General features: G+C 74.4%; 15 protein-coding genes. 8 read left to right on the top strand and 7 right to left on the bottom strand.

Annotated elements, in window-relative coordinates; genetic code table 11:
- Positions 1 to 41: 41 nt before the first annotated feature.
- The gene (locus tag QOZ88_RS18090) at positions 42 to 803 is read left to right on the top strand and encodes a lysophospholipid acyltransferase family protein (protein ID WP_306001112.1); all 762 of its coding nucleotides are present in this window, start codon (positions 42 to 44) and stop codon (positions 801 to 803) included.
- Here the strand turns inward: QOZ88_RS18090 and QOZ88_RS18085 are convergent.
- From QOZ88_RS18085 to QOZ88_RS18075, 3 genes are read right to left on the bottom strand one after another with little or no spacing between them, the layout of a single operon-like run.
- Positions 800 to 1,396 carry a TetR/AcrR family transcriptional regulator gene (locus QOZ88_RS18085; RefSeq protein ID WP_306001111.1) on the bottom strand — a complete coding sequence of 199 codons (597 nt, stop codon included), beginning with the start codon at positions 1,394 to 1,396 and terminating at the stop codon, positions 800 to 802. The genes QOZ88_RS18090 and QOZ88_RS18085 overlap by 4 nt on opposite strands.
- A 16-nt stretch (positions 1,397 to 1,412) precedes the next feature.
- Positions 1,413 to 2,366 carry an alpha/beta fold hydrolase gene (locus QOZ88_RS18080; protein WP_306001110.1) on the bottom strand — a complete coding sequence of 318 codons (954 nt, stop codon included), beginning with the start codon at positions 2,364 to 2,366 and terminating at the stop codon, positions 1,413 to 1,415.
- Positions 2,363 to 3,910, bottom strand: a complete 1,548-nt coding sequence (locus QOZ88_RS18075; RefSeq protein ID WP_306001109.1) for a flavin-containing monooxygenase — start codon at positions 3,908 to 3,910, stop codon at positions 2,363 to 2,365. Before QOZ88_RS18075 ends, QOZ88_RS18080 begins: the two co-directional genes overlap by 4 nt.
- A gap of 102 nt (positions 3,911 to 4,012) precedes the next feature.
- Between QOZ88_RS18075 and QOZ88_RS18070 the strand changes: the two genes are divergently transcribed.
- The 3 genes from QOZ88_RS18070 (at position 4,013) to QOZ88_RS18060 (ending at position 6,851) form a co-directional block, all read left to right on the top strand.
- Complete coding sequence (locus QOZ88_RS18070) at positions 4,013 to 4,927, top strand: SDR family oxidoreductase (RefSeq protein ID WP_306001108.1); 915 nt, start codon at positions 4,013 to 4,015, stop codon at positions 4,925 to 4,927.
- Positions 4,928 to 5,022: 95 nt separating this feature from the next.
- On the top strand, positions 5,023 to 6,309 hold the full coding sequence (locus QOZ88_RS18065) for a cation:proton antiporter domain-containing protein (protein ID WP_306001107.1): 1,287 nt from the start codon (positions 5,023 to 5,025) through the stop codon (positions 6,307 to 6,309).
- A 56-nt stretch (positions 6,310 to 6,365) separates the two neighbouring features.
- Entirely contained in the window at positions 6,366 to 6,851 is a 486-nt protein-coding gene (locus QOZ88_RS18060; protein WP_306001106.1) for a polyadenylate-specific 3'-exoribonuclease AS, read from the top strand.
- Between the two features lie 64 nt (positions 6,852 to 6,915).
- Here the strand turns inward: QOZ88_RS18060 and QOZ88_RS18055 are convergent, their stop codons facing one another.
- Entirely contained in the window at positions 6,916 to 9,066 is a 2,151-nt protein-coding gene (locus QOZ88_RS18055) for a methyl-accepting chemotaxis protein (protein WP_306001105.1), read from the bottom strand.
- A 265-nt stretch (positions 9,067 to 9,331) separates the two neighbouring features.
- On the opposite strand from QOZ88_RS18055, the gene QOZ88_RS18050 reads away from it, so the two are divergent.
- From QOZ88_RS18050 to QOZ88_RS18035, 4 genes are all read left to right on the top strand, one after another.
- A complete protein-coding gene (locus QOZ88_RS18050; RefSeq protein ID WP_306001104.1) occupies positions 9,332 to 10,357 on the top strand; it encodes an ATP-dependent 6-phosphofructokinase in 1,026 nt (341 codons plus the stop codon).
- A 143-nt stretch (positions 10,358 to 10,500) separates the two neighbouring features.
- A complete protein-coding gene (locus QOZ88_RS18045) occupies positions 10,501 to 11,838 on the top strand; it encodes a class II 3-deoxy-7-phosphoheptulonate synthase (protein ID WP_306001103.1) in 1,338 nt (445 codons plus the stop codon).
- Positions 11,831 to 12,841 carry a threonine aldolase family protein gene (locus QOZ88_RS18040; RefSeq protein ID WP_306001102.1) on the top strand — a complete coding sequence of 337 codons (1,011 nt, stop codon included), beginning with the start codon at positions 11,831 to 11,833 and terminating at the stop codon, positions 12,839 to 12,841. Before QOZ88_RS18045 ends, QOZ88_RS18040 begins: the two co-directional genes overlap by 8 nt.
- 141 nt (positions 12,842 to 12,982) lie before the next feature.
- Positions 12,983 to 13,903, top strand: coding sequence for a DUF559 domain-containing protein (locus QOZ88_RS18035; protein WP_306001101.1), 921 nt, complete (start codon positions 12,983 to 12,985; stop codon positions 13,901 to 13,903).
- A 60-nt stretch (positions 13,904 to 13,963) separates the two neighbouring features.
- Here the strand turns inward: QOZ88_RS18035 and QOZ88_RS18030 are convergent, their stop codons facing one another.
- The 3 genes from QOZ88_RS18030 to QOZ88_RS18020 all read right to left on the bottom strand — a co-directional run bounded on the left by QOZ88_RS18030 (position 13,964) and on the right by QOZ88_RS18020 (position 18,479).
- The gene (locus tag QOZ88_RS18030; protein WP_306001100.1) at positions 13,964 to 14,872 is read right to left on the bottom strand and encodes a deoxyribonuclease IV; all 909 of its coding nucleotides are present in this window, start codon (positions 14,870 to 14,872) and stop codon (positions 13,964 to 13,966) included.
- Between the two features lie 4 nt (positions 14,873 to 14,876).
- A complete protein-coding gene (gene pknB, locus QOZ88_RS18025) occupies positions 14,877 to 16,859 on the bottom strand; it encodes a Stk1 family PASTA domain-containing Ser/Thr kinase (protein WP_306001099.1) in 1,983 nt (660 codons plus the stop codon).
- 156 nt (positions 16,860 to 17,015) lie between these two features.
- Positions 17,016 to 18,479 carry a glycine hydroxymethyltransferase gene (locus QOZ88_RS18020; protein WP_306001098.1) on the bottom strand — a complete coding sequence of 488 codons (1,464 nt, stop codon included), beginning with the start codon at positions 18,477 to 18,479 and terminating at the stop codon, positions 17,016 to 17,018.
- Positions 18,480 to 18,491 lie beyond the last annotated feature (12 nt).

The following is an 18,491-nucleotide window of genomic DNA, read 5'->3' as shown; positions in this document are numbered from 1 at the left end:
CCGGCCCCAGGCTCCCTAGTCTGGCAGTCCCCGAGGGAGGCGTGTTGTTCTACTGGTTCCTCAAGTTCGTCGCGATCGGCCCGCCGGCACGGGCCGTCTTCCGCCCGAAGGTGGAAGGCATCGAGCACGTGCCCGCGACGGGCGCCGCCATCCTCGCCAGCAACCACCTGTCCGCGGCGGACTGGATCTTCATGCCGCTGCAGCTCAAGCGGCGGGTCACCTTCCTGGCCAAGGCCGAGTACTTCACCGGCACGGGCGTGAAGGGGTTCCTCCAGCGGGCCTTCTTCAGCGGTGCCGGGCAGGTGCCGATCGACCGGTCGAGCGCCTCGGCCGCCGAGGGCGCCATCCGGACCGGCATCCGGATCCTGCGCGACGGGAAGCTGCTGGGCATCTACCCCGAGGGCACCCGCTCGCCGGACGGGCGGCTCTACCGGGGCAAGATCGGTGTCGCGCGCATGGCGCTGGAGACGGGGGCGCCCGTCGTCCCGGTGGCCATGGTCTACAGCACCCGGCGGTTGCCGTTCGGCAGGAAGCTCACCCAGGTGCGGGTGAGGGTCGGGAAGCCGCTGGACTTCAGCCGCTACGAGGGGCTGGCCGGTGACCGCTTCGTCGAGCGGTCGATCACCGACGAGATCATGTACGAGATCATGACCCTCTCGGACCAGGAGTACGTCGACGTCTACGGCGCCACCGTGAAGAAGTCGATGGACGCCACGGGCGCCAGCGCGAACGACGTCGTCGCCACGCTCCAGCCGCCGGCCACCGAGGCCGCCGACCGCGCGCCGACGACGCTCGCCGGCTAGCGCGGCAGCAGCCGGTCGAGGACGTCGCGGAGCAGAGCGAGCAGCTCGGCGCGGGGCATCGTCGGCTCCAGCACCCACTGCGCGACGAGGTCCTCGGTGAAGGCGAAGAACGCCAGCACGAGCTGGCGGCGCCGGGCGTCGTCGGGGAGCCCCAGCGTGCGCAGCCCCACCTCGACGAGCCGGCGGCGGGTCTCCTCGTAGACCTCGGCCACCCACGGGTCGCCGCCCGCGGCGCCGCGCACGAACGCCAGGTGGGTCTCCCGGAAGGTCTCCACCCAGCCGACGTAGCGGTCCAGCATCCCGTCGACGGTGGCGGCGCCCGTGCCCTCGTCGGGTGCACCCGGCCGGGGCAGCAGGTGGGTCCAGAGCAGCTCCGCCGCCGCCCGGGTCACGGCGGCGTAGTAGTCGCGCTTGCTCGGGAAGTAGTGGAACAGCAGGCTGCGGCTGATGCCGGCCCGGCGGGCCACCTCGTCGATGGTCAGCTCCTGCACCGGGGTGGTGGGCAGCAGCTCGAGGCCGATCTGCACGAGCTGGGCCCGCCGGTCGTCCGCCGACCGCCGGCCACGACCCGGTCCGGGCGGGGCCGGGGTCACGGCCGGACGTCCCGGGTCACGCGACGTCGCGGCCGGTGGCACCGGCCACCAGGCGCAGCACGCCGTCGACGACGAGCTCCGGGCGCTCCTGGGGCAGCATGTGGCCGGTGCGCTCCACCCGGTGGAGGCGGGCCGCGGGCAGCGCGTGCGCGAGGTGCGCGCTGTGCCGTTCCGGCGTCAGCTTGTCGCTGTCGCCGACGAAGATCTCGACGGGGACCCGCGTGAGCGCGTCGAGCTGCGTCCGCTTGTCGTGGTCGCCGAGGGCGGGCAGGAACTCGATGAAGGCGCGGAGGCTGGACGCGTGCATGATCCGCGCACCCTCCAGGACCATCTCGTCGGTGGCGTCGGCGCCGTAGAGCAGTTCCCGCACCATCGTGCGGTGCCGCGGGTGGGTCGGCGGCACCAGCCCCCGCAGCCGTTCGAGCAGGCCGGCGCCGGTCAGGGCCGCGGTGAGCACCCCGGGGCGGATCCGGGCCATGCGACCGCCGGCCGAGCGCGGGTCGGAGGCCAGGTCGCCGGCCGACGTCGACACCAGCGCGACACCGCGCACCCGGTCACCGAACAGCTCGGGCCGCGCGGCGGACAGGCACATGACGGTCATGCCGCCCATCGAGTGCCCACCGAGGACGACGGGACCGGTGGGCACGAGCCGGTCGAGCACGTCGGCCAGGTCGGCGCCGAGCCGGTCGATGCTGAGCCCGGACTCGGGGTGGGTGGGGGAGGACCAGGTGGAGCGGCCGTGGCCGCGCTGGTCGTAGCGCACCAGGCGCAGCGCGCCATCGGCCACCCGGTCGGCCAGCAGCCCGGCGACGTCGTCCCAGGCGGCCTGCGACAGCGTCCACCCGTGAGCGAGGACGACGGTCACCGGCGCGTCCTCGGCGCCCTCGACGGTGGCGTGCAGCCGCGCGCCGTCGGTGGTGGGAACCGCCGCGGTGCGCCTGCGGACGGTACGGATCAGCGTGCCGGTCACGCCGCCTCCTCCTGCTCGCGGACCGGCGCCCCGGCCGGGATCCCGACGTAGTTCTCCCGGTCCAGGGCACGGGTGAGCTTCCGGAACCGGAAGGTGAAGTCCGGCCACAGCGTCGTGTTGTGGCCGTGCTCGTCGAGGTACCAGCTGGCGCAGCCGCCGCCGAGCCACACGGTGCCCCGGGACTTGCGGGCGATGAGGGCGCGGTAGGCCTCCTGGGCCTGCGGGGTGGTCTCCAGGACGGCGAGGCCCTCGGCGTCCATGGTGCGCAGCGCGTCGTCGACGTAGGCCACCTGCGACTCGATCATGTAGACCATCGACGTGTGCCCGACGCCGACGTTGGGGCCGACCAGCAGGAACAGGTTGGGGAAGCCGGCGACGGTGGTGCTCCGGTTGCTCACCATGCCGTCGGCCCACACCTCGGCGAGGGACCGGCCGTCGCGGCCGCGGATCCGCTCGGCGATCGGCAGGTCGGTCACGTGGAAGCCGGTGGCCAGCACCAGGGTGTCGGTGGGCCGCTCGACGCCGTCCCGGGTGACGATCGAGCGCGGCCGGATCTCGGCGATGCCGGCGGTCACGAGTTCGGCGTTGGGGGCGGATACGGCGGGGAACCAGTCGTTGCTGATGAGGATCCGCTTGCAGCCGATGGTGTAGTCCGGTGTCAGCGCCGCGCGGAGCCTCGGGTCCCGGACCTGCCGGTGCAGGTGGGCCCGCGCCAGCCGGCCGACGGGCTTCAGGAACGCCCGCCGCTTGGCCAGGCCGATCACGAGGAACTCGCGGGATGCGTAGAGCACGCCGCGGAGGGCGCGCTGCAGGCCGGGGACCAGGCGGTAGAGCCGGCGGGCCCACGGCTTCACCGGGTGGTCGGTGCGGGGGACCACCCAGGCGGGGGTGCGCTGGTAGACCGCGATGCTCTCCACCTGCGGCTGGATGGCCGGCACGATCTGGACGGCCGAGGCGCCGGTGCCGATGACGGCGACCTTCTCGCCGCTGACGTCGTGCGAGGAGTCCCAGCGGGCCGAGTGCATGACGGTGCCCTCGAAGGTCTCCAGGCCCGGGATGTCGGGGTAGGCCGGGTCGGCGAGCGCGCCCGCGGCGGAGACGAGCACCTGGGCCCGGAACTCGCCGGCCGTCGTCCGCACCTGCCAGCGGCGCGCGTCGTCGTCCCACCGGGCGGCGGTCACCTCGGCCCCGAAGGCGCAGTGCGCCCGCACGCCGTACCGGTCCGCGGTGGCCTGCAGGTAGGCCTGGATCTCCGGCTGCTCGGAGTACGACCTCGGCCAGTCGGGGTTCGGCGCGAAGGAGTAGGAGTACAGGTGCGACTGCACGTCGCACGCGGCGCCCGGGTACGTGTTGTCGCGCCAGGTCCCCCCGACGTCGTCGGCCCGCTCCAGGAGGACGAAGTCGGTCTCGCCGCGCTGCCGCAGCGTGATCCCCATGGCCAGGCCGGCGAAGCCGGACCCGATGACGGCCACCCGCACCTCGCGCGGGGCGGCTGCGCCCGCGCCGGGGGAGGTGGTGACGTGCGTCCGCGTCGTGCTGGTCACCTCGGTCGGCTCCTTCCCTCGGCTTGCTGAGCAACGGTCAACACGCTACAACAGGCGTTGAGCAGTGCTCAACACGAGCGCGACGAGCCGAGGAGCAGCCCCATGGCGTCTGGACACCGCACGCGCACCCCCCTGGCCGGGAAGTCGGTCCTGATCACCGGCGCCGCGCGGGGCATCGGCGCCGCGCTGGCCCGCAAGGCGGCCGCGCGCGGCGCACGGGTCGCCCTCGTCGGCCTGGAGCCGGAGGAGCTGGCGCGGATCGCCGACGAACTGGGGCCCGAGCACCTGTGGGTCGAGGCCGACGTCACCGACGCCGACGCGCTGGCCGCGGCCGTGCGGCGGACGGTGGACACCTTCGGCGGGCTGGACGTCGTCGTCGCCAATGCCGGGATCGCGCCGCTCACCACGGTGATGACGAGCTCCGCCCACGCGCTGGCCCGCACCATCGAGGTCAACCTCATCGGGACGATGCTGACCGCGCACGCCGCCCTGCCGGAGATCGCGCAGCGGCGGGGGCACGTGCTGCTGGTCAGCTCCGCGGCCGCGTTCACCGTCCTCCCCGGCATGAGCGCCTACTGCGCGTCGAAGGCCGGGGTCGAGCGCTTCGGCGACGCGCTGCGGCTGGAGGTCGCGCACCGGGGCGTCACCGTGGCCAGCGCCCACCCGACGTGGATCGACACCGACCTGGTGCGCGACACCGAGGCCGCGCTGCCGACCTTCGCCGCCACCCGCCGGCAGCTGCCGGGGCCGCTGGGCGCGTACACGTCGGTGGAGGCCTGCGCCGAGGCGCTGGTGGAGAACCTGGAGTCCCGGCGCCGCCGGGTGTTCGTGCCGCGCTCGGTGGGCACCGTGGCCGCGCTGCGCCAGCTGGTCACCGGCGTCGTGGCCGAGAAGGTGGCGATGGCGGTCTCGGCGAAGCGGGTGCCGCAGCTGGAGCGGGACATCGCGGCCCTGGACGGCCGCGAGTTCGGCACCCACTCGCTCGGCGCGCGGCGCAGGGGCGGACCGGCCGCCTGACCGGGCCGCCGGGCTGCCGGTGCCGGTGCCGGTGCCGCTGCCGGTGCCGGGGAGGATGGAGCGGTGACCGCACGAGACCCCCGCCCCGCTGAGCCGTGCAGGTAGGGCTCCTCTACGCGGCCGCGGGCGTCGCGACCCTGCTGGCGGCGCTGCTGCCCCGGCTGCTCGACCGGGCGCCGGGGTCGATGCCGATGGTCTTCACCGGGGCCGGGATCGCGGCCTTCGCGTTGTTCGACGAGCTGCCCTCGCCGGATCCGATCCGGCACGGGACCACCGCCGTGCACCTGACCGAGCTGGTGGTCATCGTCTCGCTCATGGGCGCGGGGCTGGCGCTGGACCGGCGGATCGGGCTCCGGCGGTGGGGGTCGACCTGGCGGCTGCTCGCGGTCACGATGCCCCTCACCGTGGCGGCGGTCGCCCTCCTGGGCGGGTGGCTGCTGGGGCTGGGCGCCGCGGCGGCGGTCCTCCTGGGGGCGGCGCTGGCACCGACCGACCCGGTCCTGGCGACCGAGGTCCAGGTGGGCGAGCCCACCGACGACGACGAGAGCGAGGACGAGACCCGGTTCGCCCTCACCTCCGAGGCCGGGCTCAACGACGGTCTCGCCTTCCCGTTCACCTACGCCGCGATCGCGATCGCGGCCGCCGGGGCCGCGCCGGCCGGCTGGCTGGGCGAGTGGGTCGCCGTCGACCTGGTGTGGCGGATCACCGCCGGCGTCACCGCCGGCATCGCCGTCGGCTGGCTGCTGCGCGTCCTGTTCTTCTCCCGCGTCGCGGAGCGGGTCAACCTGGCCGAGCGCGCGGAGGCCTTCGTGGCCCTCACCGGCATCTTCCTGGCCTACGGCGTCGCCGAGCTGATCGAGGGCTACGGCTTCCTCGCCGTCTTCGCGTGCGCGTGCACCGTGCGCGCGGCCGAGCGGGCGCACGGCCGGCACCGGGTGCTGCACGCGCACGTCGAGCAGCTCGAGCGGCTGCTCACCGTCGTCGTCCTGCTGCTGGTGGGCGGGGCGGTGGCCCGGGGGGTGCTCGCGGAGGTCGGCTGGCAGCACGTCCTGCTCGCGGTGCTGCTCCTCCTCGTGATCCGGCCGGCCGCCGGCGCCCTGGCGTTGTGGGGCAGCCCCACCGGTCGCCGGGAGCGCTGGGTGATCGGCTTCTTCGGCGTCCGCGGGATCGGCTCGCTCTACTACATGGCCTACGGGCTCAGCGAGGCCGACATCCCCGGCGCCGAGCAGCTCTGGGCGACGACGGTGCTCGTCGTCGTCGGCTCGGTGGTCGTCCACGGCCTCGCCGCCGGCCCCGTCATGCAGTGGCTCGACTGGCGCCGGGCCGCGGTGGCGAAGCAGGCGTACGGCGACCGCGACCGGGCGCCGGCCACGCACCTCTGAACGGCGGGCCGGCCGTCGACCGGCCCTCCGGGGTGCCGCCGCCTACGGTGGACGCCGTGCGCCGCTTCTTCTACGACACCGAGTTCATCGAGGACGGCACCACCATCGACCTCGTCTCCATCGGCGTCGTGGACGAAACCGGCCGGGAGTTCTACGCGGTCAGCACGGAGTTCGACCCGGACCGGGCGATCCCGTGGGTGCGCCGGAACGTCCTCGACCAGCTGCCCCCGCCGGCGGACCGGGCCTGGCGGAGCCGGGAGCGGATCCGCGAGGACCTGCTCTCCTTCCTCACCGCGCCGGGGGAGGAAGTCGAGCTCTGGGCGTGGATCGCCGCCTACGACCACGTGGCGCTCTGCCAGCTGTGGGGCGCGATGCCGGCGCTCCCGCGCCCGATCCCGCGCTTCACCCGGGAGCTGCGCCAGCGCTGGGACGACCGCGGGCAGCCGCCGCTGCCGCCCAAGCCGCAGGGCACGCACGACGCGCTGGTCGACGCCCGCTTCAACCTGGCGCGCTGGAAGGCGATCGAGGCCGCCGGCAGCTGACCGGTGGGCACGAAAGCCCCCCTCCCGGAACGGGAGAGGGGCTTTCGTGTACCTACGGTGGTCGCTAGACCGTGAAGGCCCCCAGCAGCCGGTTCAGCTCGCGGGACAGCCCGTCGAGCTCCTGCGCCGCCGAGCGCGCCCGCTCGACGTCCGAGGCGCTGTCGTCGGCGTCCCGGCTCACCGAGGTGAGGGTGGTGGTGACGGCGCCGGCGCCCTCCGCGGCGGTGGCGACGCTGCGGCTGAGCTCGCGGGTGGTCGCCGTCTGCTCCTCGACGGCGCTGGCGATCGTCGTCTGGTGGTCGTTGATCGCCCGGACCACCTCGGCGATGCGCGAGATGGACCGGACCGCCTCCGTGGTCTCGGACTGGATGCCCTGGACCCGCTGGGCGATCTCCTCGCTGGCCTTCGCCGCCTCCTGGGCGAGGTCCTTGACCTCGTTGGCGACGACGGCGAAGCCCTTGCCCGCATCGCCGGCGCGGGCCGCCTCGATGGTGGCGTTGAGCGCGAGCAGGTTGGTCTGCTCGGCCACGCCGGAGATGACCTTCACGACGTCGCCGATCTCCGCGGAGCTCGCCCCGAGCGCGGCGATCGTCGTCTCGGTCGCCTCCGCGAGCGAGGCCGCCTGACGGCCGACCTCCGCCGCCTCGGCGGCGCTGCGGGCGATCTCGGTGATCGAGGCCCCCATCTCCTCGGCGCCGGCGGCGGCCGACGAGACGCTGCTGCTGATCTCCGACGCGACGCCGTGCGCCCCCTGGGCCTGGTCGCGGCTGCGGGAGGCGCGGTGCGCCAGCCCGTCGGCCACGGCCGACACCCCGGCGGCGGACGACGCGACCTCCTGGGCGCAGCGGTGGATGTCGCGCACCGTGCCGGCCACCTTGTCGACGAACCGGTTGAACGCGCCGGAGAGCTGCCCGACCTCGTCGTCGCGGGAGTCGTCCATCCGCTGGGTCAGGTCGCCCTCCCCGTCGGCGATCTCGGCCATGCGGTCGCGCAGGCGCGTCAGCGGCTGGGTGAGCCGGCGGCCGACCCACAGCGCGATCAGCCCGCCCACGACGGCGATCGCGAGCGCGGCGAGCACCATCGCCCAGACCATCGACGTGCGGCCCTCGGCCAGCGCGTCCGTGGCACCGGCGAAGTCGGCGTCGCGGGTGACGGCGGTGATCACCCAGTCCCACGGCGCGTAGTAGGAGACGCGGGCCGTCGTCGGGCCCTCCTCGGGGTCGACGTACCGCACCGTCGCCTGCTCCCCGTCCTGCAGCGGGAGGGCGGCGTCGACGATCTGCTGCACGTAGGGAGTGCCCTCGGCGTCCGTGGCGTCGATCAGCTGCTCGCCGTCCTGCGCCCCGTCCGGGCTCACCAGGACGGTGCCGGCGCGATCGCCCGTGCCGCCGTAGACCTCGATGTGGCCGTTCTCGCCGATGGTCGTGGACTCGAGGCCCTGGCGCAGAGCGGGCAGGTTCGTCTGCTTCACCCCGACGTAGAGGACGCCGACCACGTCACCGGCGGGGCCGAGGATCGGCTCGTAGGCCGAGACCAGCCACGAGTCGACGACGAACGCGTTGCCGCGGTAGGTCTGACCGCTGCTCACCGCGGCGGCGACCGGGTTGGGCTTCCCGTCGGGGTTGACGGCCGGGATGTAGGTGCCGATGGCGCGGGAACCGGAGGCGGCCTGCACGTTCGTCGCGACGCGCAGGAAGTTGCCCTCGGGCGTCTTCTGGAAGAGCGTCACGGTGGCGCCGACCATCGACATGATGTCGTCGACCACCGGGGTCCGGACGGCCATGTCGGTGTTCTGGCCCAGCCACTCGCCGCCGACCAGCACGCGGGGCAGGGCCACCGGGGTGACCTGGCCGTTCATCTGGTTCTTGGCGTCCCAGGTGACCGGGTTGCGGCCGGAGCCGTCGATGGCGAAGCTCCCGGACTGCTGCAGCACGTACCGCGCCGCGTTGAGGTCGTAGTCGACCTTCATCGCCGTCGACGCGCCCTGGGTGGCGACGAGGTCGTAGGCGCCCCGGGCGGCGCGGCTGATGTTCTCCTCGACGAGGGCGTCCATGTCCCGCGCGGCGTCGTCGGCGAAGCGGCTGCTCTGCCAGGCGCTGACACCGCCCATGGCCACGCCGGTGACGGCGACGCTGGCGACGGCCAGCGCTACCACCTTGGTGCGGATGCCCGTGTTCGAGGGAACCACCCACGAGGGCAGGTTCGTCCAGCGCATGTTCGGCCTTCCAGCTCGCTCGCGGTGGCAGGGTGCCGCCGTCCCCGACGCAATCGGCACTCCCGGGTCGATCCGGTACCGGAGCGGATGGTTCGTTCCCTCCGCGTGCTGCGGACGACCCCCGGGGTCATCGGCGCGACGGCCTCCAGCGCTCCGGTCGAGCCGGTGACGGCGGCCGTGCGCGAAGGGCTGGACGAGGCGGTGACCTGCGGCATCATGTTCGGCACAACCCGGGTGCCCCCCGGTCGCTCCCGCGGAGGAACGCATGCGCATCGGCATCCTGACCGGAGGCGGCGACTGCCCCGGCCTCAACGCGGTCATCCGCGCCGTGGTCCGCAAGGGCGTGGGGCACGACGGCGACGAGGTGATCGGCTTCCGCGACGGCTGGCGCGGTCTCCTGGACGGCGACGCCGTACCGCTGGACCTGGCGGCGGTGCGCGGGATCCTGCCCCGCGGGGGCACCGTCCTCGGCACCTCGCGCACCAACCCCTACGCGCTGGACGACGGCCCCGAGCGGGTGCTGTCCTGCCTCGACCGGTTCGGCATCGACGCGCTGGTCCCCATCGGCGGGGAGGACACCCTCGGCGTCGCCACCCGCCTGGCCGAGCGGGGGGTGCGCGTGGTCGGGGTGCCCAAGACCATCGACAACGACCTGGACGCCACCGACTACACGTTCGGTTTCGACACCGCGGTCGGCGTGGCGACGGAGGCGATCGACCGGCTCCACACCACCGGGGACAGCCACCACCGCACGCTGGTCGTCGAGGTCATGGGCCGCCACGCCGGGTGGATCGCGCTGCACGCGGGCATGGCCGGCGGGGCGAACGTCATCCTGATCCCCGAGCACCCGTTCGACGTCGACGCCGTCGTCGCGCACGTGCAGCACCGCTTCGACACCGGGTTCTCGCCGATCGTCGTCGTCTCCGAGGGCGCGCAGGCCAGGGACGGTGCGCTCACCGTGGCGGCCGGGCAGGCGGACGCGTTCGGGCACGTCCGGCTCGGCGGGATCGGCCCGGCGCTGGCCGCCCTGATCGAGGAGCGAACCGGCCGGGAGTCGCGCGCGGTCGTCCTGGGGCACGTGCAGCGCGGCGGCACGCCCTCGCCCTTCGACCGCGTGCTGGCCACCCGCTTCGGGCTGGCGGCCATCGAGGCGGTGCACGACGGGGAGACGGGCGTCATGGTCGCGCTGCGCGGCACCGACATCGTGCGGGTCCCGCTGGCCACCGCCACCGCACGGCTGAAGCTCGTGCCGGCGGAGCGCTACGCCGAGGCCGAGGTCTTCTTCGGCTGACGCACCGGCGTGCCCGGCCCGCTCCCGGGCCCGGCGGCGGGCGTGCGGGTCGTGAGGAGCAGCGCCGGATGCTCTCACCGATCGGGGACCGACCGCGGAGCATCGTTCCGGGACCGGCGGGGGCGCGCCGTAGGCTGGCACCCGTGAGCCTCCCCGAACCTGCCGAGCTGGTCCCCGGTCTGGACCGGTGGCGGGAGCTGCCCGCCGCCCAGCAGCCGCGGTGGCCCGACCGGGCCGCCCTCGACGCGGTGCTGGAGACGCTGTCCACGGTGCCGCCGATCGTCGCCCCCAGCGAGGTCGACACGCTGCGCGCGCAGCTGGCCGACGTCGCCCAGGGCAAGGCGTTCCTGCTCCAGGGCGGTGACTGCGCCGAGACCTTCGACCTCAACACCGAGCCGCACCTGCAGGCCACCACGCGCACCATGCTGCAGATGGCCGTCGTCCTCACCTACGGCGCGAGCGTGCCCGTGGTGAAGGTCGGCCGGGTGGCCGGCCAGTACGCCAAGCCGCGCTCGTCGGACACCGACGCCCTCGGCCTGCCGTCCTACCGCGGCGACATGGTCAACTCGCTGGAGCCGGTGCTCGAGAAGCGGATCCCCGACCCGAACCGGCTGGTGCGGGCCTACGCGAACTCCGCCGCCGCCATGAACATGATCCGGGCCTACGCCCGCGGCGGTCTGGCCGACCTGCACGCCGTGCACGACTGGAACCGCGACTTCGTCGCCAACTCCCCGGCCGGGGTGCGGTACGAGGTCATCGCCCGGGAGATCGACCGCGCGCTGGCGTTCATGCGCGCCTGCGGCATCGACTCCGACGCGCTGCGCGGGGTGGAGCTGTTCAACTCGCACGAGGCGCTGATCCTCGACTACGAGCGGGCGCTGCTGCGCATGCACGAGGGCCGCCCGTACGCGCTCTCCGCCCACTTCGTGTGGGTGGGGGAGCGCACCCGCCAGATGGACGGCGCGCACATCGAGTTCGTGTCGAGGCTCGCCAACCCCATCGGCGTGAAGATCGGGCCGACGACGACGCCGGAGCAGGCCACCGAGCTCGTCGAGCGGCTGGACCCCGACGGCGTCCCCGGCAAGCTGACGCTGATCAGCCGCATGGGCAACGGGAAGATCCGCGACGTGCTGCCGGGCATCGTGGAGAAGGTGACCGCGAGCGGCCACCAGGTCGTGTGGCAGTGCGACCCGATGCACGGCAACACCCACGAGTCCCCGACCGGCTACAAGACGCGCCACTTCGACCGCGTCGTCGACGAGGTGCTCGGCTTCTTCGACGTCCACCGGGCGCTGGGCACCTGGCCGGGCGGCATCCACGTCGAGCTCACCGGTGAGGACGTCACCGAGTGCCTCGGCGGCGCGATGGAGATCAGCGACGCGGACCTCGACAGCCGGTACGAGACCGCCTGCGACCCCCGGCTGAACACCGGCCAGTCGCTGGAGCTGGCGTTCCTCGTCGCGGAGATGCTGCGTGGCTGAGCTCGTGGACCTGCGGTCGGACACGGTGACCAGGCCGACCGCCGGGATGCGCCGGGCCATGGCCGAGGCCGAGGTGGGGGACGACGTCTACGTCGAGGACCCCACCGTCCGTGCCCTGGAGGAGCGGACCGCGGCGCTGTTCGGCCACGAGGCCGCGCTGTTCGTGCCGTCCGGGACCATGGGCAACCAGATCGGCATGCGCCTGGTCTGCGAGCCGGGACAGGAGGTCCTCTGCGACGCCGACGCGCACGTCGTCACCTACGAGATGGGTGCCGCAGCGGCGATCTTCGGGATCTCGACGCGCACCGTCGTCTCCTCCGGTGGCCGACTGGACGCCGGGCAGCTGATCGAGCAGGTGCGGCCGAAGGACAACTGGCACCTGACCGCGACGGCGGCGATCGCGGTGGAGAACTCGCACAACCGCGGCGGTGGCCTGGTGCAGCCGCTGGACCAGCTGCAGGCGCTGTGGGACTGGTCGCGGCAGGCCGACGTCGCCGTCCACCTCGACGGGGCCCGGATCTGGAACGCGCACGCCTCCTCGGGTGTCCCGCTGTCCACCTACGGCGGGCTGGCCGACACCGCGTCGGTGTGCTTCTCCAAGGGCCTCGGGACGCCGGTCGGTTCGGTGCTGGTGGCGTCGGCGGAGCGGATCGCGACCGCGCGGCTCTGGCGGAAGCGGCTCGGCGGCGGGATGCGCCAGGTCGGCGTGCTGGCCGCGGCCTGCCTGTACGCCCTCGACCACCACCTCCCGCGGCTGGGTGAGGACCACGAGCACGCGCGGCTGCTGGCCAAGCGGCTCGGCGTCGACCCGTCGACGGTGGAGACGAACATGGTGGTGCTCGAGGGCATCGAGGCGCCGCTGGTCGCCGAGGCCGCGAAGGCCCGGGGCGTGCTGGTGAGCCAGGTCAGCGCCTCCCGCATCCGGCTGGTCATGCACCTGGACGTCGACCGGGCCGCCGTCGAGCGCGCCGCCGACGTCCTCGCGGAGCTGCTCGACCGCTAGCGCCCGGTCGTCGTGCCCGACATCGGGCGCGGGTGCGCAGGAACCGGCGTCCTTCCTGCGCACCGGCGCACATCGTCGGCGCTGTCCACAGATTGCCGGGCGGTGCAGCCCCGGGGCCTTCGCCTCCCGCAGGCTCGCGGGGTGGCGCACGATCCCGAACGCGTGGTGGGCGAGCCCGGGTGGATCACCGGTCCCGAGCTGCTGAGCCGGGTCAGCCGGGGAACCGTGCGGAACTGGGTGGCGGCCGGGCGACTGGTCCGGCTGGCCCCTGGGCTGTTCGCGCTCCCGGCCGCTGCCGGCGACTGGCGGGTCCGGGTCGCCGCCGTCCTGCACGACCGGGAAGCCGTCGCCAGCCATGTCACCGGGCTGGCCCTCTGGGGGCTGACCGAGCACCCGCCCGGACCCGTCCACATCACCGTCGAGCCGGGCCGGAGCGGGCGCGGATCGCCCGGTGTGGTGGTCCACCGCAGGGCCGGCGCCCACTCCGAGCGCCGCCTGGTGGCGGGGACCGCGGTCGCGGCCGTCGAGCGGGCGGTCGTGGACAGCTGGGGGCTGGCGTCTCCGGGAGACCGGGCCGCGGTGCGAGCGGCCGCGATCACCGCGGTCCGCCAGAGGCTGTGCCGGCCGGAGGACCTCACCCGCGAACTGGTCCGCAGCACCCGGCTCCCCGGCCGCGCGGAGCTGGCGGGCCTGCTCCGGCTGCTGGAAGACGGCTGCCAGAGCGAGTTGGAGATCTGGGGCTGCCTGAACGTGCTGCGAGCGCCCGGGATGCCGGTGTTCGTGCAGCAACGGCGCGTGGCGGTGGGAGCGGAGACCTTCGTGCTGGATGCCGCCTGCGAGGAGTCGATGCTCGCCGTGGAGATGGACGGGGCCGCCTGGCACGGGTCCCGGGCACAGCGGGAACGCGACATCCGGCGCGACTCGTTGCTGGCCACCGTCGGCTGGCAGACCCTGCGCTACAGCTACACCCGGCTGACCCGTTTCCCCGAGGCCTGCCGACGCGACATCCGGGCGGTCCACGTCGCGCGCAGAAGGCTGCTCCGCGGCGACGTCGAGCGCTGATGTGCACGTCCAAGCCGCGGAACTGCACATCCGCGCACGCCAACGCGGTAGGGAGCCGGGTCAGGCGGCGGGCGGGTCGCCGATGAGCGAGTTGAGCAGCTTGATGTCCGCGGCGTGGCCGCCGCACGGGTCGCCGTCCCGCAGGCTGGGCGTCTCCACGACCATGGGCACCCCCGCGGTCGTGCGGTGCCGCACCAGCTCGGCGAACGGGCCGGTGCCGTAGGCGCCGCAGCCGATCAGGCCCTCCCCGATGGTCGTGTGCCGGTCGCGCCGGGACCCGCAGGTGTCGAGCGAGTCGTTCACGTGCACCAGGCCCAGCCGGCCGGGGCCGACGGTCGCCTCGAGCGCATCGAGGGTCGCCGACATGCCGCCGGGTGCGGCGAGGTCGTGCCCGGCGGCCCAGGCGTGGCAGGTGTCGAAGCAGACGCCGAGCAGCGGGTGGTGCTCCAGCGCCGCGAAGTACGGGCCCAAGTCCTCGACGGTGGCGGCCAGCGCCTTGCCGCCGCCGGCCGTCGGCTCGATCAGCAGCCGCGGCCCGTCGGGATCGGCGGCGTCGAGCACCGGCAGCAGCTGCTCGTGCAGCTGGCGGAGGGCGGCCTCGTAGCGGTCCTCGCCGACGGCCGACCCGGCGTGCACCACGACGCCCTGGCAGCCCAGCTGCGCGCCGCGCCGGAGGTTGTGCGCGATCGAGGCGATCGACTGGGTCACCGTGGCCTCGGTGGGCGAGCCGACGTTGACCAGGAACGGCGTGTGGATGAACGACGGCACCCCGCGCTCGGCGCAGCCGGCGGTGAACAGCGCGTCCTGCTTCGCGTCCCCGTCCGTCAGCTTCCAGCCGCGCGGGTTGCCGACGAACACCTGCACGGCCCGGGCGCCGACGGCGTCGGTGTAGGGCAGGCCACCCTTGGCCAGGCCGCCCTTGATCTGGATGTGCGCGCCGATCGGCGGCACGGCGGAGGTGTTCGGCACGGACCTACCCGAAGCTGAGCAGGATGGTGACGGAGGTGCCGCGCTCGACCGTCTCGCCGGCGGCGGGGCTCTGCCGCAGCACCCGGTTGCCGAAGAAGCGGGTGGCCTCCACCTCGAGGCCCGCCTGCTGCAGGATCGACGCGGCCTCGTCGCCGCCCAGGCCCACGACGTCGGGGACGGTGACCAGCGGGACGCCGGCGGAGACCTGGATCCGCACGGTGCTGCCGTAGGCGACCGGACCGGCCGCGGGGCCCGGCTCGACGGCCATGACCTCGCCCTGGTCGACCTGGTCGCTGCGCCCGTCCTCGATGCGCTCGACGACGAAGCCGAGCGCCTCCAGGTTCGACGTCGCCTGCTCGGGGGTCTGCCCGGTCACGTCGGGGACGGCGACCGGCGCCCGGCCCTGGCTGACCACGACGGTCACCACCTGGTCGCGCTTGAGCGCGGTGCCGGCGGCCGGGTCGAAGGCGACCACGTGGCCCGGGGGCACCTGGTCGTCGAAGGCCTCGCCGCGGGTGATCTGGATCGGCAGGTCCGCCTGCAGGCGCGCCTCCACCTCGTCGACGGGCAGGCCGACGAGCTCCGGTGGCACCGTGTAGCGCTCGGGGCCCTTCGAGACGACGACGCGGACGTCGGTGCCCCGGATGACCTCGCCCGTCGCGGGGTCGGTGGAGATCACGACGCCCGCGGGCACCTCCTCGCTCCACTCCTGGACCACCGGGTCGGGGTCGAGGCCGGCGTCCTGCAGCAGGTCGATGGCCGCGCTCTCCTGCTTGCCGGTCAGCGCGGGGACGTCGGTCCAGCGGCCGGAGCCCAGCCACCAGCCGACGGCACCCACCGTCACGGCCATGAGCAGGATGACGGCGATCAGCAGCCGGGTGCGGCGCCGGCGGACGTGGTCGGGGACGCCGGGGCGCGGCCGGCCGGGAGCGGGCCGGCGGCCGTGCACGTCGGTGGTGGGCCCGGCCCCCATCCCCGGCAGCGTGCTGGTGCGACCCGAACGCGCACCGCGGTCGGCGAGCACCGCGGTGCCGGGGTTGCTCGGGTGGCCGGGGCGGGGGCGGGTCGGCCGGTTGGTGGGCCGCAGCGTGCCGGGCCCGGCGCTCTGCCCGGTCGGCACGGGGACCGGCTCGATGCCGAGGTCGGTGCGGACGTCGTTCAGCTCGGCGAGGAACGCCCCGGCGTCCAGGGGCCGGCCGGCGGGGTCTCGCCGGGTGGTGCGGGCCACCAGCTCGTCGACCTGCCACGGCAGGCCGGGGACCTCGGCGGACGGCGCGGGGACGTCGTGGTGCACGTGCTGGTAGGCGACCGCCAGCGGGGTGTCGCCGCCGAAGGGCGGGTGCCCGGTGAGCATCTCGTAGAGCACGATGCCCGCGGCGTAGATGTCGCTGCGGGCATCGGCGCGGCCGCGCTCGAGCTGCTCGGGGGAGAGGTAGGCGACGGTGCCGATCAGCACCCCGCCGGTCTGGCTGGTCTGCCCGGTGCCGACGACGGCGCGCGCGAGGCCGAAGTCGGCCACCTTCACCACGCCGTCGACGCCGATCAGCACGTTCTCCGGCTTGATGTCGCGGTGCACGATCCCGGCGCGGTGCGCGGCGGTCAGCCCGGCGAGCACCGGCTCCAGGACGGCGAACGACTCGGCGACGGTGAGCCGGCCGCGGGCGCTGAGCAGGTCGCGCAGCGTGCGGCCGCGCACCAGCTCCATGACCAGGAAGACCAGCCCCTGGTCGCTGCCCTGGTCGCTGACGCCGACGACGTTCGGGTGGCTGAGCATCGCCGCCGCGCGCGCCTCGCGGGTGAACCGGTCGACGAACGTCGGGTCGTGCGCCAGGTGCTCGGCCATCACCTTGACGGCGACGGTCTTGTGCAGCCGGAGGTCGGTGGCCGCGTAGACGGTGGACATGCCGCCCCGCGCCACCCGCTCCTCGAGGCGGTAGCGCCCCTCGAGTACGAGGCCGACCACGGGGTCGGTCACGGCGGTGTCCACACGGCCGAGTGTAGGAGCGACGAGGGCGCTGGTCGCTCCACGACGCGGCGAGGGGGATCACCGGGGCGCCTGTGACGGGTGGTCGGGGTGCGGCACGTCACCCCGACCACCCTCGCGTGGTCCGCCGCGGACCTGCGCCCCACGGGAGGTGCGGCTTCAGGCGAGGTCGAGGCCCGGGTACAGCGGGTGCGCCGCCAGCAGTTCGGCGGCGGCCGCGCGGGTGCGCTCGGCGACCCCCTCGGCGACGACGTACTTCGCCTGCGACGCGCCGCCGTCGCGTGTGGCGGCCGGCGTGGTGGCGGACAGCACGTCGACGATCAGCTCCGCCGTCCGGTCGAACTCGCCCGAGCCGAAACCGCGGCTGGTCAGCGCCGGGGTGCCCAGCCGGATGCCGGAGGTGTACCAGGCCCCGTTCGCGTCGGCAGGGACGGCGTTGCGGTTGGTGACGATGCCGGCGTCCAGCAGCGCGGACTCCGCCTGGCGGCCGGTGAGCCCGAACCCGGTGACGTCGACGAGCACCAGGTGGTTGTCGGTGCCCCCGGTGACCAGCCGGGCGCCGCGTCTGGTCAGCCCCTCGGCCAGGCCCTGCGCGTTGTCGGCCACCGCCTGCGCGTAGCCGGCGAACTCGGGGCGCCGGGCCTCGGCGAACGCCACCGCCTTGGCGGCCATGACGTGGGGGAGGGGGCCGCCGAGCACCATCGGGCACCCGCGATCGACGGCGTCGGCGAACTCCGGCTGCGCGAGCACGAACCCGCCGCGCGGGCCGCGCAGGGACTTGTGGCTGGTGCTGGTGACGATGTGCGCGTGCGGCACCGGGTCGAAGTCGCCGGTCAGCACCTTGCCGGCGACCAGGCCGGCGAAGTGCGCCATGTCGACGACGAGCGTGGCGCCCACCTCGTCGGCGATCTCGCGCATCGCCGCAAAATCCACCCGCCGCGGGTAGGCCGAGTAGCCGGCCACGAGGACCAGCGGCCGGAACTCGCGCGCCCGGGCGCGGACCGCGGCGTAGTCGAGCAGCCCCGTGGCGGGGTCGGTGCCGTAGGAGGACTGCTCGAACATCTTGCCGCTGATGTTGGGGCGGAAGCCGTGGGTGAGGTGGCCACCGGCGTCCAGGGACATGCCGAGCATCCGCTGGTCGCCCAGTGCGCGGCGCAGCGTCGCCCAGTCGGCGTCGGTGAGGTCGTTGACGTGACGGGCGCCGGCCTGCTGCAGGGCGGGCAGCTCCACCCGCTGCGCGAGCACCGCCCAGAAGGCGACGAGGTTGGCGTCGATGCCCGAGTGCGGCTGGACGTAGGCGTAGGGCGCGCCGAACAGCTCGCGGGCGTGCTCGGCGGCGAGCGCCTCGACGGTGTCGACGTTCTGGCAGCCGGCGTAGAAGCGGTGCCCGGCGGTGCCCTCGGCGTACTTGTCGCTGAACCAGTTGCCCATGGTGAGCAGCACGGCGGGGCTGGCGTAGTTCTCGCTGGCGATCAGCTTCAGCGAGCCGCGCTGGTCGGTGAGCTCCTGGCCGATCGCGTCGGCGACCCGGGGCTCGACGGCCCCGATGACCTCCAGGGCGCTGCGGTAGGCGGCCGAGGCGGCGGCGCCGTCGAAGGAGTGGGTGGTGCGGGCTGCGGTCATGGGGGCTCCTGC

This window comes from Blastococcus carthaginiensis (genome assembly GCF_030731085.1).
Lineage (GTDB): Bacteria > Actinomycetota > Actinomycetes > Mycobacteriales > Geodermatophilaceae > Blastococcus > Blastococcus carthaginiensis.
Note: the sequence above shows the minus strand (reverse complement) of the source record. Positions and strands in the feature narration are given on the sequence as shown.

Excerpts from the sequence above, each read along its gene's own strand:
- QOZ88_RS18070 (WP_306001108.1), top strand. The coding sequence starts at position 4,013 with ATGGCGTCTGGACACCGCACGCGCACCCCCCTGGCCGGGAAGTCGGTC.
- QOZ88_RS18055 (WP_306001105.1), bottom strand. The coding sequence starts at position 9,066 with ATGCGCTGGACGAACCTGCCCTCGTGGGTGGTTCCCTCGAACACGGGC.
- QOZ88_RS18020 (WP_306001098.1), bottom strand. The coding sequence starts at position 18,479 with ATGACCGCAGCCCGCACCACCCACTCCTTCGACGGCGCCGCCGCCTCG.
- QOZ88_RS18050 (WP_306001104.1), top strand. The coding sequence starts at position 9,332 with ATGCGCATCGGCATCCTGACCGGAGGCGGCGACTGCCCCGGCCTCAAC.